The organism is Halanaerobium sp. ST460_2HS_T2 (assembly GCF_003337665.1).
In the GTDB taxonomy this organism is placed as follows: Bacteria; Bacillota; Halanaerobiia; order Halanaerobiales; family Halanaerobiaceae; genus Halanaerobium; species Halanaerobium kushneri.
The window spans coordinates 19,680-35,670 of the sequence record NZ_QPJF01000017.1 but is presented as its reverse complement, the minus strand read 5'-3'; the positions used below and the strand labels follow the sequence as shown (position 1 = coordinate 35,670).

Annotated in this window: 13 protein-coding genes; 1 reads left to right on the top strand and 12 read right to left on the bottom strand. The window is 31.5% G+C overall.

Annotated features, from left to right (window positions below; genetic code table 11):
- Positions 1-21: 21 nt before the first annotated feature.
- Complete coding sequence (locus tag DFR80_RS09315; protein ID WP_199505800.1) at positions 22-1,587, bottom strand: ABC transporter substrate-binding protein; 1,566 nt, start codon at positions 1,585-1,587, stop codon at positions 22-24.
- Between the two features lie 210 nt (positions 1,588-1,797).
- On the bottom strand, positions 1,798-2,511 hold the full coding sequence (locus DFR80_RS09310) for an SDR family NAD(P)-dependent oxidoreductase (RefSeq protein ID WP_158537704.1): 714 nt from the start codon (positions 2,509-2,511) through the stop codon (positions 1,798-1,800).
- Positions 2,512-2,680: 169 nt separating this feature from the next.
- Between DFR80_RS09310 and DFR80_RS09305 the strand changes: the two genes are divergently transcribed.
- The gene (locus DFR80_RS09305) at positions 2,681-3,454 is read left to right on the top strand and encodes an HD domain-containing protein (RefSeq protein WP_114489814.1); all 774 of its coding nucleotides are present in this window, start codon (positions 2,681-2,683) and stop codon (positions 3,452-3,454) included.
- Between the two features lie 131 nt (positions 3,455-3,585).
- Here the strand turns inward: DFR80_RS09305 and DFR80_RS09300 are convergent, their stop codons facing one another.
- The 10 genes from DFR80_RS09300 to DFR80_RS09255 form a co-directional block, all read right to left on the bottom strand.
- Positions 3,586-4,323, bottom strand: coding sequence for a glucosamine-6-phosphate deaminase (locus DFR80_RS09300; protein ID WP_114489813.1), 738 nt, complete (start codon positions 4,321-4,323; stop codon positions 3,586-3,588).
- Between the two features lie 31 nt (positions 4,324-4,354).
- Positions 4,355-5,638, bottom strand: coding sequence for a TRAP transporter large permease (locus DFR80_RS09295; protein ID WP_114489812.1), 1,284 nt, complete (start codon positions 5,636-5,638; stop codon positions 4,355-4,357).
- Entirely contained in the window at positions 5,623-6,123 is a 501-nt protein-coding gene (locus DFR80_RS09290; RefSeq protein WP_114489811.1) for a TRAP transporter small permease, read from the bottom strand. The genes DFR80_RS09295 and DFR80_RS09290 overlap by 16 nt, the downstream gene beginning before the upstream one ends.
- Before the next feature lie 70 nt (positions 6,124-6,193).
- Positions 6,194-7,162, bottom strand: coding sequence for a TRAP transporter substrate-binding protein (locus DFR80_RS09285; RefSeq protein ID WP_114489810.1), 969 nt, complete (start codon positions 7,160-7,162; stop codon positions 6,194-6,196).
- 133 nt (positions 7,163-7,295) lie between these two features.
- A complete protein-coding gene (gene nagA / locus DFR80_RS09280; RefSeq protein WP_199505799.1) occupies positions 7,296-8,468 on the bottom strand; it encodes an N-acetylglucosamine-6-phosphate deacetylase in 1,173 nt (390 codons plus the stop codon).
- A gap of 26 nt (positions 8,469-8,494) precedes the next feature.
- Positions 8,495-8,890, bottom strand: a complete 396-nt coding sequence (locus tag DFR80_RS09275; protein ID WP_114489808.1) for a cupin domain-containing protein — start codon at positions 8,888-8,890, stop codon at positions 8,495-8,497.
- A 5-nt stretch (positions 8,891-8,895) separates the two neighbouring features.
- A complete protein-coding gene (locus DFR80_RS09270) occupies positions 8,896-10,083 on the bottom strand; it encodes an ROK family protein (protein WP_147270183.1) in 1,188 nt (395 codons plus the stop codon).
- Positions 10,084-10,359: 276 nt separating this feature from the next.
- Complete coding sequence (locus DFR80_RS09265) at positions 10,360-12,867, bottom strand: glycoside hydrolase family 2 protein (RefSeq protein ID WP_114489857.1); 2,508 nt, start codon at positions 12,865-12,867, stop codon at positions 10,360-10,362.
- Entirely contained in the window at positions 12,857-15,109 is a 2,253-nt protein-coding gene (locus tag DFR80_RS09260; protein ID WP_114489856.1) for a glycoside hydrolase family 3 C-terminal domain-containing protein, read from the bottom strand. The genes DFR80_RS09265 and DFR80_RS09260 overlap by 11 nt, the downstream gene beginning before the upstream one ends.
- A gap of 27 nt (positions 15,110-15,136) precedes the next feature.
- Positions 15,137-15,979 carry a carbohydrate ABC transporter permease gene (locus DFR80_RS09255; protein WP_114489806.1) on the bottom strand — a complete coding sequence of 281 codons (843 nt, stop codon included), beginning with the start codon at positions 15,977-15,979 and terminating at the stop codon, positions 15,137-15,139.
- Positions 15,980-15,991: the final 12 nt, after the last annotated feature.

Below are 15,991 nucleotides of genomic sequence, written 5' to 3'. Positions count from 1 at the left end.
TTCTACCCCCATTTTAATTAATTACTGCTCCAACCAGACTTTATGAAAATATTTGTTATTGGTTGGGTAAAGCACATAATTCTTAACACTTTTTCTAATTGGAATCTGCATTTTCATGTGATTTAAGAATACAAATGGAGCATCATCTACAACTATCTGTTGAACTTCTTTATATAACTTTTCTCTTTCGGCTTCATCCGTAATCTGCTGGGCTTCTTCTAATAGTCTATCTACTTCTTCATTAACATAAAAAGCACGATTAGTTGACCCCCGGTTATCGGAATTGAAGAAAACATTTAAAAAGTTATCCGGATCACCATTATCCGCAATCCAGCCAAAAAAAGCAGCTGTATGTTTTCCGGCCTTACCTTCTTCAATATAGGTACCCCACTCTAACTGTTCAATATTTGCTTTAATGCCAACCTCACTTAAATACTGCTGAACAGCTGTAGCAAGCCTGGCTCCAACTGGATTGTATGATCTGGGAGCAGAATAAGTGCGGAGAGTAAATTCAAAACCATCACCATAACCTGCTTCTTCCAGTAAGCTTTTTGCTCTTTCTGGATTATAGGGATAACCTTCCAGACTTTCATCATAGGACCAGATTGTTGGAGGCAGTGGACCTCTGGCAACTGTTGCCTGACCGCCCATTAGATATTCCACAATTTCTTCTTTGTTGACTGCATAATTCATTGCCTTCCTTACCTTTTTATTATCAAATGGTTTTTTCTCATTATGGAGGGCAATATAACCAATATTCAAACCTGGTGCCTCTAAAAGTTCCAGCTCATCATTTTCTCTAACTCTGGCAATATCAGTTGGATTTAAGCCTTCCATTACATGCACATTACCATTTTCCATTTCTAAAAGTCGGGTCTGATTATTTGGAATTACTGTAAAGATCAGCTCATCTAAATAGGGACGTCCATCCCAGTAATCTTCGTTTGCTTTTAGAGTAATATGGTCATCTCTTACCCACTCTACAAATTTAAAAGCCCCGGTCCCAACAGGATTTTTAAAAATATCTTCTCCATATTCTTTAACCGCTTCTGGACTGACAATCATTGTTGCAAACATTGCCAGATTTTTTAAGAAAGGAGCATAGGGGTTTTTCAGAGTGAAACTAACTGTGTAATCATTAACTGCTTTGACCTGATCTATCATTCCCAGTGAGAAACCGGCGTAAGGATAGGAACCTTCCATATAATATGGATGTTCTGGATCCAGCTGCCGCTCAATATCAAAGACTACAGCCTCAGCATTAAAGGGACTGCCGTCATGAAAACTAACACCTTCTCTTAAGTGAAAAACATACTCCAGCCCATCATCAGAAATTTCCCAGTCAGTAGCAAGCGCAGGTTCTATTTCTGTTGTACCTGCTTTAAAACGTACCAGACCATCAAAAACATTGACAATCACATCGGCCGAATTACCCAGAGTCGTCATATGTGGGTCTAAGGCATCTGCATCCGCACCCTGAGCATAAATTAAAGTTCCTCCATACTGAGCTTCGTGATTATCTGCCAGAATCGGACTGATAAAAGTAAACATTAAAATCAGAACCATCAGCAAAACTCTTCTCAACATTTTCACTCCTCCTTGTTATTTGGTTAATTTATAAAAATATTATGAATATTTTTAATATAAAATACAAAAAAGACAGTACATGTTATATTTCGCTGTAAATTAATAAAATCCTGCTGATAAATAGAAAAAATCCCCACTTTAATCAGATCCACTAAAAGCTAAAGCAGGGCATTTAAAATTTGAAACTATCTTTAACTGTTTATAAGCTCCTTACCAGGGCAGCTTCTCCCCCTGATAATCATAGTATATCTCTTCGTACTGCTTACTGTTTTGAACAAAGTGCCTAAATATCTCTGCTGCTGACTCGGCTGCTTCAATATCGGCCTCTTCATTCTTTTCTCCCAGCATATAAGTTTTGAGATAACCTGGATGGAGGGCAAAAACTTTTAATCCCTTTGGCTGCAGGTGATTCTGGATAATTTTAGACTGCATATTGACTGCCGTTTTGGACATTGAATAACCGTACTCTTTTTTTCGACTGCAGTCAGCAATACTTCCAGCCTCTGAAGAAATATTTATTAAAAGCTTTTCTTCTCCTTTAAGCAGTAAGTCGATGACTGAATGGCTGACCTTAAGCGGGCCCAAAGAATTAACCCTATACATTTTTTCCATCATTTCAAAATCAAGTTCTCCCAGAATGTCATCAACATCAGGCGCAAAAATGCCGGCATTATTGACCAAAACATCAAGTGAGTCTGTCATTTTCCTTATTTCTCCTGCAGCATTTTTGATTGAGCTATCAGTTTCCAGATCTAATTTAAGCAGTTTTAATTTTTCCGGGCATTCAGCCTGCAGATCGTCAAGCCAGTTCCACTCATCCAAATACTGACCGGCAAAGGTAAGATAATCTGCTTCTAAAAATTTCTTGGTCAGGGCAAAACCCAGACCCCTATCCGCTCCTGTGATATAAACTGTTTTCTGCAACAAAATCCCTCCCAGATTTATTATCTTCAAATTAATTCCTGAAGCTATATTTCTCCAAAAAAAGAGATTTCCCTTTAAAAATTCTGTTCATGATAAATGTAAGATAATTAATTTACAATAAAGCTGAATTAAAATATAATGAAAAGGAGTATTGAAGGAGGTTTTTACGATGAGAGAGATATATCAAAAGACAAAAAGATTTTTTAATTCATATACTGATAAATTCAATTTAGAAGAGGAAAAAGATCAGAAAAATATCCAGCTAAAAATTGACCACAGCAAAAGAGTGGTTGCCAATATGGAAGAAATAATCAGCGCCATGGATGTAACTGATGAGCAAAAAAATATGGCCAGGATAATTGCTCTCCTCCATGATATCGGCCGCTTTAAGCAGTACAAAAAATATAAAACTTTTTCTGACTATAAATCTGAGGACCACGGAGAGCTGGGCGTGAAAATAATTAAGGAAAGTAATTTAACTGGCGCTTTAGCTGAAAATGAGCAGAATATAATTTTAAAAGCAGTTAAAGAGCACAATAAAGCTGATTTAAACCCGGAAAAATTTACAAATGAAAAAGAATTATTTTTTGCCCGGCTGATCAGGGATGCTGACAAACTGGATATTTTTAATATATTTGTGGAGAGATATAAGGCCCGCAGCCAGAAAGATTATGTGGTCAGGCTGTCAACTGAACCGAAAATCAATGATAAAATTTATTATAAGATCTTAAACCGGAAGTCAATTAACTATGACCTGTTAAAAACTATTAATGACTTAAAAGCCATGCAGCTCGGCTGGATCTATGATATTAATTTTAAGGAGACAATTGAAATTATTAAGCAGCGGGGCTACCTGGAGGTTATTTATAATTCGATGGATCTGAATGAGAGGGCTGAAGAGATTTATCAGCGGGTGAAGGAATATGTGGAAAACCCCTTTTAGATTGAGATTTTAAAATTTTTTCATTTGCAAATTTTTTCAATTTTATTTTGGACTAATAATTAGAAAGACTGCAGCCAGAAATACTTGGCTACAGTCTTTTTGACAAATAAACTTGTTAGTCATATTATAATTTATAATAATTGGGCTGAATCATCATCTAAAAACACTGACGTTTTATCATGTCTTTTTAAAATTGAAGATGGACAATTTGGAGAAACTTCATCATCACCTAAACAGTTTTTAACAGCTTCAGCTTTTCTGGCGCCGGGTACAGTACAAATAATATTCTCTGATTTTAAAATCTGTTTAACTGTCATAGTAATAGCCTTTTTAGGAACATCCTCAATTGTTTTAAACCATCCTTCTTTAACCTGTTGTTTCCGAGAAACATCATCCAATTCTACTATGATAAATGGATCTTCTTCTTCAAAATCTGCAGGCGGTTCATTAAAAGCCAAATGACCATTTTCTCCAATACCTACAAAAGCAGCATGAACTTTATCTTCTGATGCTATCTTTTTATTTAACTTAACACACTCTCTTTCTGGATCGTTTTTCCCATTGATTAAATTAACTTCTTTTAATTTTTCAACATGAGAAATAAAGTTTTCTTTAATATATTTTCTAAAACTTGCTTTATGGGTCTCATCTATACCAACATATTCATCTAAGTGGTAAAGCTTTGTTTTAGACCAATCAATATCATTAAATTTTACCAATTCTGCCAGAAAATCCAACTGAGAATTACCTGTAGCTATAATAAAAACGGCTTCACCATCTTCATCAATAGCTTTAATTAAAATTTCTCTGGCTTTCTCTGCCGCATGTTTACTTGTAGTTTTTTTGTCTTTATAAGTGTTTATTTTCATTTCTATTTCCTCCTAAAGAATTATTTTTTATTTAAAAAATTAAATCTGGTAAATATAAAGTAAATTCTGGCCAAAAAGTAGTTAATATTAATACTGAACCCATTACTATGTAAAATGGTACTAAAATCTTTAATGTTTGTTCAATTTTAATATCAGCAATTGCACATCCAATATATAGGGATGTTCCAACTGGAGGAGTATTTAAGCCAATCCCCAAGTTTAACATCATCATTATACCAAATTGAATGGGATTCATTCCTAACTGAACAACTATTGGTAATAATATTGGAGTTATGACCAGTATTATTATTCCCATATCCATTATCATTCCTAAGAAAAGCAAAAATAAATTGATTAATAAAAGTAAAATAATCTTATTTTCTGTAATTCCTAAAAGTGTATTGAGTAATAATTGAGGAACACTCAAATATGATAAAAGCCAGGCAAATGCACTCGAAGTACTAATTATCGCGATAATCATTGAGAGAGTTCCAATAGATTGATTAAAAATTTTAACAATTTGTTTCAATGATAAAGATTTATATACAAAAACAGATAAAAATAAAACATAAACTACAGCAACTGCAGCAGATTCTGTAGCTGTAAATACTCCAGCTACTATTCCCCCAATTATAATAATTATTGTAAAAAGTCCTAACATTGAATCAAAAATCACCTTTGGAACCTCTTTTAAAGCCACACCCTGTCCCGTTGGATAATCTCTTTTTCGAGCAAGAATATAACATAAAGCCATTAAAAATATTCCTAAAGTAATACCTGGTATATAGCCAGCGATAAAAAGTCTTCCAACAGATAAACCACCTGCTGCTAGTGAATAATATATAATATTTTGACTGGGAGGTATAATGACTCCCTGTACTGAAGATGTTGTAGTTACTGCTACTGAGAAATCATCATCATAACCCTCTTCCTGCATTAAAGGAATCAAAAGAGCTCCAATTGAAGATACATCTGCAGAAGAAGAACCTGAGATCCCTCCAAAAAGCATACTGGCCAAAACATTAACCATTGCCAGTCCACCTTTTATTCTGCCAATAAATATACTTGCAAACTTTATAATTTTTTCAGATATACCCGAATTCCCCATTATTAAACCAACTAAGATAAAAAAAGGCACAGCTAAAAAGGTAAAAGTTCTTAAACCAGAAATCATTCGCTGAAAAACCATAATTAATTGTATATCTAAATAATAGCTTGTTAATACCGAAGAAATTCCCATTGCAAATGCAATTGGTACATTTAGAAAGATTAAAATGAAAAATGATCCTAATAAAATCATTATTGCTGGGTCCATACTTCTCCCTCCCTAAACAACATAAAAAACATTTTAATTAAACTCTGTATTACTAACATAAAGCCTACAATAACTATTAAAGCTGCCAATGTTTTTGAAGGAATATTAGTAGCAGGTAAAGGGCTTATTATATCATAGTCATATAGTTTTAAACCTTGATAAAACATTGTTGCACTAAATAGCATAACCATTAATTCTGAAAATAAATTAATAATCTTTCTCCCTGTTTCAGACAATCTATCTGTAAAATAAGAAATACTAATATGATTCCCATCTCTATGCCCTTTTATAATTCCTAAAAATCCAAACCATAATAATAAATATATAGAAAATTCTTGTGCTCCTTTAATTGGAGAACTAAAAACATAACGCATAACAACTGATGCAAAAACTAATACAACTAAAAACATTAAAGAAGCCACACAGATAAAAGTAATAATTTTATAAATTGATTCATATATTATTTTCAATAAATTTCTAATCATAGTTTTACCTCCACATTTAGAGTGGTATAACCCCCACTTTTAAAAAGGGGGTTATACCATTAATTAATGATTATTGTAGCTCTATAATTCTTTCAATATAGCCCTGTAATTCTGGATATTCTTCGTAAAGTGGCATAACTGCTTCCTGGAACTCAGAAGTATCAACCTCTGTAATTTCAACTCCTGCTTCTAATACTTTTGCTTTTGATTCATCCTGGAAAGCTCTCATTTCACGTTTTTCAAACTCTTTTGCTTCTTCTGCAGCTTCCATTATTGCAGTTTGATGCTCTTCAGAAAGACTATCAAATTTAGCTTTGTTCATAATTATTATTGCTGGTGGATGTAAATGATTATCTACTGCATAATATGGAGCAACTTCGTAATGACTTGATGTATAATAACTTACAAAATCATTTTCAGCACCATCAATAACACCAGTTTGCAAACCACTATATACATCACCATAAGGCATAGGTGTTGGATTAGCACCTAAGAGTTCAACCATCTTCATCGGAAGTTCAGCTTCCTGAACTCTAATATTCATACCTTCTAAATCACTGAGTTCAGAAACTGGTTCAGTTGTATAGAAACTTCTAAAACCTGATTCAAACCAGGTTAATCCAACTAAACCTACGTTTTCAAGTTTCCCTTTAATTTCTTGACCAACATCACTTTCTAATACATTCCAGAGATGATCATAACCACTAAAGATAAATGGAAGGTTAAATACACCAACATCACTAACTACTTCTGCTAAAGGTACAGCATTAACTCTAGCCATTGCTACAACACCAGTACGAGCCATAGAAATAGTTTCTGCTTCTTGACCTAAAGTAGCTCCATAATGTACATCAACGATGACTTCCCCATTAGTTTTTTCTTTAACCAGTTCGGCAAAACGAATATCAGCTTTTGTTACAGGATTATTAGCTGGCTGATTTTCTGCTAATTTAAGAGTAATAGTATCCTGTCCCATTACAGATTGTCCTAAAGTTAATAGCAAAGCAAATACAAAAACAATAACTAAAATTCTTCTCATTTGTTATACCCCCATAATTTTTTAATATTAAGTAATTCATCCAAATAAACAAGCTTAATACCTAATTGATTCTATCACCTCCCCTAATTTAATTATAATTAATTAGGTTAACTAATTAATTAAACAAAAAATATTATTGTCTCTTTCTATATCTAATATCTCCTTCTACTACTGTTATCTCAACTTCTAGATCTTTGCTCAAGACAACTAAATCAGCATCTTTCCCCGGAGAAATTGAACCCTTTCTATCATCTATTCCCATTATTTTAGCAGGGGTTAAAGTTGCCATTTTTACAGACTCTATTAGCGGTACATCAGCCAGGTTTATCATATTACGAACAAGTCTATCCATAGTTGCCACACTACCTGCAAACGCCTGACGATCAGGCATTTTGGCAACCCCCCCTTCAATAATAACTTCTATTCCATTTTCTAAACTTCCTAAAATTGATTTCCCTTCGGGCATTCCTGAACCTCTCATTGCATCAGTAACTAAGGCAATATGGTCTGATCCTTTTATTTTATAAATCAATTTAAGTAATTCTGGAGGTAAATGATAACCATCAGCTATTATTTCCACATTAAATTCATCAAATAAATAACCTGACTCCACAGCCCCCAGAACTCTTTTCCCATTTACTCTTTTTAGCATACTCATACCAGAATAAAAATGAGTTAATAAGTCATAGCCATATTCAAGTGCATTTAACATATCTTTATATTCAGCATCAGTATGGCCAATAGAAGCAATAATCCCTTTTGTTTTTAAGAAAGCTCCTAACTCTAAAGCTCCATCAATTTCAGGTGCCGCTGTAATTCTAGCAATATCATCAGAACTATTAATAATTTTTTTATAATGGTCAACTTTAGCTTTTTTCAAAAAACGTTCATCCTGTGCTCCTTTTTGGTTGACAGATAAATAAGGCCCTTCGAGATGAACCCCCATAATTTTTGATCCATTTTCATTTTTCTGTTTTGCTATTTTTAAATTATCAAAAAGTCTATAAAGTTCTTCATCTTTTGCTGTTAAGGTGGTCGGATAAAAAGCTGTAGTTCCATATTTTACATGGTTGTCAGCGATTTTTAATATCGAATCTACATCACCATCCATTAAATCTGCCCCACCTCCACCATGGAGATGAATATCAATAAAACCTGGAACTATATACTTACCATTCAAATCTAAATGTTCAGCTTTTTCATTAACCAAATCATCAACTCTAACTATTTTTTTCCCATCTATTAAAATATTAGTTTTTCTTATTTGATAGGGAGTTACAATATTAGCATTTAATAGTTGTAGCAATTTGAAACACCTCGCTTTTAAGAAGATTAAGAAATTTCACTTATTAATTTTAAGACTTTATTATTTTGTTTTAAATAGTTAACTTCCCTTTCTTTTAATTTTATATTCTCTGTATTCGAATCATCAACATCGTTATTTTCAACAATAAATATCTCTGCATCTTTAAACATCAAATTAAAATGCCATTCATTTCTTTTTACTAAATAAAATTTGCCTTTTTCTAACCAGGTCAACTCTATTTTTTCTCCATCCTTAGTTAATAAGCAACATTCTCCTGATAAAAGAATAAATCCTTCGTCACTTTCGAAATGTCTCTGCCAAACTAAGCTCTGTTCTGGACTAAAGTTTTTATAACCAACTCCCCATCTTTGATTAGAGAAAATCATTTTATAACCCTTTTCATCACTTTCGAAAATATTCAATTAAATCACTCCATAAAATAATTTTTTACTAACTGTCTTTCAATATCCTGAAGGGAATTTGCAATTGCACCTAACACATATACTCCTTCTCCCAATTCTGATACTAGAATTTTAGCTGCAAAAGGTACATTTTTTAAAATTCGTTTTTCCAAATCTTCAATATAATGAGTAAGAATTTGACTATATTCTCCTCCAATAACTATTACTTCAGGATTTAAAATGCTAATCAGATTAATTAAAAGCATCGTAATATTTTGATTAGTATTTTTAATATAACTATTTATCTTTGGGTTGCTTTTTGTATAATTTTGCAAATTATTAAAGTCGGAAATTTCGATTCCAAAATTCTCATTTATTTTTTTAAGTATTATATCAGTATTAAATCTTTGCTCAAAGGAACCACTGTCTGTAACCGTATCATTTAGTTGACTATGATCAGTTACAGAAAAACCAACTTCACCTGCAAGACTATTATAACCTCTATATAATTGTCCATTAATTATAATCCCGGCTGCAATTCCATTTCCTATTTTTAAGTAAACTGAGTTGTTTTTATTGGCTATTTTACCCTGCCACTTTTCACCAAGTACTGCTGTGTTAACATTATTTTCCATTTTAACCTGACAATTATATTCTTCACTAAGACAACTAATTATTGGTTTATTCTGCCAATCGCCGCTATGGGGAGCAAATTTTATTTCCTGTTGATCATGATCATAAACCCCAGGAAAAGAAATACTAATACTTAAAAGTCGGTCTAAATTAATTTCATTAGTTTTTAGTAGTTGGCCAATACAATCAATTAAAAATTCCAAACTTTTTTTATTATTATCTTTATAATAAAAACTTTCTTCTTTAATAATTTCTCCTAAGTAATTAGCCAGGGCAATAGTTAATTTCTTCTCTGATATTAATACCCCTAACAAATAACCACAATCTTCATTCAATTTGAGTAAAATAGGTTTTCTGCCTACTGTATTTTCCAAACTCTCATCATCTGTTTCAATTATTATATCATTATCAATTAAAACACTCACTATTGATGATACACTTGGGGTGCTCAAAGATAATTCGCGTGCTATATCTGCTCTTGATAATTTTTTATTTGAATTTTTAAGTAGTTTAACTAGTTGTTTTATATTTTCATGTCTTATATTCAAAGGTTTATAAGATTTTCTTTTTTTATTATTCATAAATATCCACCCAATTATTTTAAAAATTATTTTTTTATTAGTTAACCTAATTAATAAATTCAACACCAAAATGAATTCTCCTGCAAAAAAAAACAAATTTTTTTAATAGATTTAAAACAAATAAAATTATTATTAATCAATCTATCTGACCCTACCCCAACTTACCTGACACTAAGTTAAGATATATAACTCAGTAGGCGATCAAATTAGGGAAGAGCCATTTTTTCTATCTTAGATATCAAAAAATTATTTTTTTACTATCAGTTTTATAAATTCTTATTTTTCGTTTATACTATTAATTGAACTAACACTCAATTTATCAATTTTAATTTTTTCTTCTCCAAGATTTTTAATCTTAACTTTTTTAGTTTTTCCAGCTATTAGATCAAAATAATTATCTGAAAAAACTACCCCCTCTTGAGGTATCTCTAACTTAACAAATCGAGCATGCTTATCTGAATTTATTTCTATAGTATTATTTAGTTTATCTACCTCAAATTCTAAATTGCATTCCGGAAATTCTAAATTCTTATTTTCTCTAATATAATATAATTTGTCAGGTGTTAATTCAGTAACTGAAGAAATCCTAATAACCACCTCAGATCCCGCTTTATTTTTTAATACTTTATTTTCTTTAAATTTCTTTATAAGTTTAGAATCTAGTTTATCGATCTCCAACTTAAATCTCTCTTCATAAATTATATTTCCACTAAAATCTAAAATCTCTAAAACGATGTGATCTTTTATCATTTCATTTAGATCATTAGTTATCCATAATTCAATATCTTTTCCTTCATCATAATTAATTGATAAAAGCAGGGGATGATAGAATTTTTTAGCATAATAATAAGAAGCTTTAGGTAATAAATAATAATCAATAACTGACCAGCTGGTGCCAGGCCAGGAATCATTTAATTGCCAGAAAAGGGTTCCACTAGTTTTAGGTCTTCTCCTCCTATAATGTTCAATTCCATACTGTAAGCCAACTGCTTGTGTAAGCATAGAAAAATTTAAATACTGATCTATAGTATTAGGCTTCCCAGTATAACCTTCCATTAATAAAATACCTTTTTCATGATGAACATCTTTGTTTCTATAGTCCATCTCATCACTACCCCAGTAATATTTTCCATCCGGTATATTATTATTTAAGGTATATTTATTTGCAGATGCATGCATACCAAATTCACTAACAAAATTTGCTTTATCTTTCTTAAAGTTTTTAAAGGATACCCCTTCAACACTAAAATCTTCTTTAACTTCTTCCCCAAATTTACGAGGCTCTATTAATCCATGCCATACCTGCCAGTTATGCTGGTCACCAACATTAGGGTCATTATGATCATTGCCTCCATAAGGTGAACTAGGCCAGTAAAGACGGTCTGGATCAAGTTCAGATAATAGCTCCGGCATTAATTCATTATAGATTTTTTCTCCATAAAATCTATAATCAACTTCTCCCATCGTATATTTTTTTTCATGAATCCAGTGGTTTTCATTATTACCACACCAGATAGCAAGACAGGTCTCATTTCTTAATCTTTTAACTACTGATTTAATCTCATTTTCTACATTTTTCATAAAGTTTTTATTATAATCTGGGTAAACTGCACAAGAAAACATAAAATCCTGCCAGACTAGAATACCATTTTTAGTACACTCTTTATAAAAAATATCTTTTTCATAGATTCCACCACCCCATACCCTTAACATATTCATATTAGCTTCTTTAGCAAGTTTAACTAATGATTTATAACGTGAATCCTCTACAGAAGCAAATAAATTATGGACAGGAATCCAGTTTGCACCCTTGGCAAACAACTTAACACCATTAAGCACAAAGGTAAAAACATCTTCACCTTCTTCATTTTTCTGTTCAATTTCTACTATCCTTATCCCAAAGTCTTTTTGATAAGAATCTAATTTTTGGTTCTCAGCAAAAATTTCTATCTTGAGTTCATACAAATAGGGGGCGCCCAAATCATTAGTCCACCACAACTTAGGATTTTCAACCTTTAACTTAAAACTTTCAGTATCTTTAGTTAATTTTTCTTCAATTTCATAATTATTTTCGTCTCCAATAAAACTTAATTTTATTTCTAAATCTTTACATTTAGAAAAATTATCAATTTTAATATCTACATTAATTTCTGCTTCATCATCTGAAATATATAATGTTTTTGCATATACATTATCTATTACTGCTTTCTTGATTTTTTTTAATTTAACCTCTTTCCAAATTCCAGCAGTCAGCAGACGAGGACCCCAATCCCAGCCAAAATTCATCTGGGCTTTTCTTGCCCAGGGACGCTCTTTACCATAATTGCCCCACATTTCAATATTATGCACTGTATGTTCACTAACTGGATCAAATTTTACTGCTAGTGTATTTTTTCCTTTAAGAATGTCATTAGTAACATCAAAGGAATGAGAGATAAACATATTGTCAGTACTGCCAATCTTAAGACCGTTCAAATACACATCAGCGAATGTATCTAAACCCTCAAATATCAGCTTTATCCGCTCTCCATCTTCTACCAGATCTTTATAATTAAAAGTTGTTCTATACCACCAGACCTGTTCTTCAACCCACTGACACTTTTGATCATTATGCCCATAAAATGGGTCCTCAATAATTTTATGCTCAATTAATGTGCTATGTACATCTCCTGGTACTTCAGCTGACATCCAAAATCTATCTAAAGTTTTTGGAGAAGCAATTTCTAAATCATTTTTTTCCCCCACTTTAAAATTTTTTAGTTTCCACCCTTTATTAATTAAAATAACAATCACCTCTAAAAATTCTATAGTTTAAAATTATTTTATTTATTTCTTTTTCAGTTATCATATTTTCACTTAGAAAATCAAGTCTATATAACGGTCTTTCGGTTACATAGATATTTTCTTTATCTTCTAGATAATCTATTTGATTATCATTTAAAGCTTCCATTAAAGCCTTTTTGCCTATTTGATCATTAAGCCAGTCAATTACAGGATCATTGACATCTAAATTATGTGCCGTATCTTTTGAATTTACTCTAATTTGTTTTTTTAATCTTATATCTTTCGAAGAACTTGCAAGTATAATTTCATATATATCATTTTCAACAATCCAGTCTCCTATTTCTGGATTATAATATGCAAAATCTCTATAAGATAAAGTGAATTCTATTTCTTTACTTTCACCAATATTTAAAACTACTTTTTTAAACTTTTTAAGTTCTTTAACAGGGCGATCATAATAGGGATTTTTCTGAGAAATATATAATTGTACTACCTCTTTACCCGCCCGGTTTCCGATATTTTTTATTTTTAAACTAACCTTTATTTTATTTCGAGCCTCAACTTCATTCTTTACATTTAAATTTTTATATTCAAATTCAGTATAAGAAAGACCATGACCAAAAGTAAATTGAGTAGTGATGTTTTTCTTTTCAAAATATCTATACCCGATATAAATCCCTTCTGCATAATTTACTTCTTCGTTAAATCCCGGAAAATTTAAATGTGAAGGATTATGTTCTAATGCCACCGGAAATGTCTCAGAAAGTTTTCCAGACGGATTAACCTTCCCACTTATTACATTAACTATTGCTTTAGCACCTGCCTGTCCTGGGAGCCAAGCTTCTAAGATAGCTGGAACTTCATTAATCCAGGATGACATGTTTACTGCTGAACCATTATTCAAAACTACAATAATATTTTCATTTACTTTCGCAACTTCATTAATTAGTTTATTTTGAATTTCTGGAAGATCTATATTTTTTCGATCAAAACCTTCTGATTCATATTCTTCAGGGATCCCTGCAAAAACAATAACATAATCAGATTTAGCTGCTTTATTTACAGCATCTTTTAATTGAATTTCTAATTTTTCGTCAGTTTTATAACCAGATGAATAATTAAATTCTGTAGATTTAGGAATTGAATTTTTTATCACAGTAAATCCATCAGATAAATTATAAGGTGTAACCTTTGAACTACCACTACCCTGATAGCGAGGGTTAACTGCCATTTCTCCAATTACTGTTATTGAGTTTAACTTAGCAAAATCAATTGGAAGTAAATTGTTCTCATTTTTCATTAATACAATTGATTCTTCTGCTGCTTTTTGTGCTATTTTATCATGTTCTTCATAATCTACTATAATTTTATTCTTTTTTGCTTTGAAAACTGTTTTTAAAATACGCTTAAGAGAATTATCTAGTATTTTTTCTTCTAAATCTTTTTTCTCTATTGCCTGCTTAATTTTTTCAGAGTTTACCCTTGCAGGACCAGGCATTTCTAAGTCTAACCCAGATTTTAGTGCTTTTATTCGATCATGTACAGCACCCCAGTCAGAAATAATCAATCCTTCATATCCCCACTCTTCTCTAAGGATTTGTTTTAAAAGATAATTATTTTGAGTTGCTGGAATACCATTAACTCTATTATAAGCAGCCATTATTGTCCATGGTTTTACTTCCTTTACTACTCTTTCAAAAGCATGTAGATAAATTTCTCTTAAAGCTCTTTCAGCTACCTTTACATTAATTGAAAACCTTTTATATTCCTGATTATTACAAACATAATGCTTTAAAGATGTTCCAACCCCCTGATCCTGAATACCTTTAATAAATTCGGATGCCATATCCGCTGTTAAAATTGGATCTTCAGAAAAATATTCAAAATTTCTGCCTCCTAATGGAGATCTTTTAATATTAATTCCTGGTCCCAGCAAAATATTAACACCTAAACTTTTAGCCTCTTCTGCTAAAGTTTTTCCAACTAAATATAATAAATCTTTATTCCAACTGGAAGCAAGAGCTGAAGATGTTGGAAAACAGGTTGTTCTCTTGTTAGAAGTTGCTCCAAATTCATTTTCTTCAACAACATAACGAAGACCATGCGGACCATCTGTCATTATAATTGCAGGTATACCCAATCTACTGATTTCTTCAGTAGTCCACATACTCGCACCACTACATAATTTAATTTTTTCATCTAATGTTAATTCCTCTATTAGATTATCTATTTTTATATCCATATAATCCAAAACATTTCCTCCTAACCATTAACCTTTTACTGCTCCAGCACTCATTCCTTTGACTAACTGATCTTCCATCAACAAGTATATAGCAATTATAGGAATTAATGCCATTGAAAGCCCAGCCATCTGCATACCATAATCAGTGCTAAATTGCCCTGAAAATAGAGAAAGGCTTAAAGGTAAAGTCATTAAGTCATTGTCATTTATTAATACCAGAGCAAAAGAAAACTCATTCCAGTTATAAACAAAGTTTAATATTCCCACAGTTGCAAGTGCTGGTCTACTCATAGGTAAAATGATTGACCAGAATATTCTTAAATAACCTGCCCCATCAACAATAGCTGCTTCTTCTACTGCTTTAGGTAAACTCTTCATAAAACTGCTCAATATAAAAATTGTCAACGGAAGATTAAAAGCAACGTATGGCAAAATCAAAGAAATTCTTGTATTTACTAGGCCAATGTTTCTCATTAATATAAAGATAGGTACTAAAGTACCATGAATCGGAACTAAAAGGCCAAAAATAAAAAAACTATAAATTAACTTTTTTCCTGGAAATTCAAAACGAGAAATAAAATATGCTGCCAGAGAACCAATAGAAACTGTAATTAATACGGAAATCCCAGCAACTATAAAACTATTCATAAAACTATTCCCAAGAGAAACAGCATTCCAAGCTTTAGTATAATTACTAAATATTAATGATTTGGGAAGTGAAAATGAATTAATTGATATTTGTTTTTCAGTTTTAAATGAATTCATAACCATCCAGAAAATAGGGTATATATTTATTAAAGCAAAAAATATTAAAATTGCATATGTAAAAAACTTTTTTAATTTATCTATTTTATTAATTTGATTATTCATAGTAACCTCCTT

Excerpts from the sequence above, each read along its gene's own strand:
- DFR80_RS09315 (WP_199505800.1), bottom strand. The coding sequence starts at position 1,587 with ATGTTGAGAAGAGTTTTGCTGATGGTTCTGATTTTAATGTTTACTTTT.
- DFR80_RS09305 (WP_114489814.1), top strand. The coding sequence starts at position 2,681 with ATGAGAGAGATATATCAAAAGACAAAAAGATTTTTTAATTCATATACT.
- DFR80_RS09300 (WP_114489813.1), bottom strand. The coding sequence starts at position 4,323 with ATGAAAATAAACACTTATAAAGACAAAAAAACTACAAGTAAACATGCG.
- DFR80_RS09295 (WP_114489812.1), bottom strand. The coding sequence starts at position 5,638 with ATGGACCCAGCAATAATGATTTTATTAGGATCATTTTTCATTTTAATC.
- DFR80_RS09290 (WP_114489811.1), bottom strand. The coding sequence starts at position 6,123 with ATGATTAGAAATTTATTGAAAATAATATATGAATCAATTTATAAAATT.
- DFR80_RS09285 (WP_114489810.1), bottom strand. The coding sequence starts at position 7,162 with ATGAGAAGAATTTTAGTTATTGTTTTTGTATTTGCTTTGCTATTAACT.
- DFR80_RS09270 (WP_147270183.1), bottom strand. The coding sequence starts at position 10,083 with ATGAATAATAAAAAAAGAAAATCTTATAAACCTTTGAATATAAGACAT.
- DFR80_RS09260 (WP_114489856.1), bottom strand. The coding sequence starts at position 15,109 with ATGGATATAAAAATAGATAATCTAATAGAGGAATTAACATTAGATGAA.
- DFR80_RS09255 (WP_114489806.1), bottom strand. The coding sequence starts at position 15,979 with ATGAATAATCAAATTAATAAAATAGATAAATTAAAAAAGTTTTTTACA.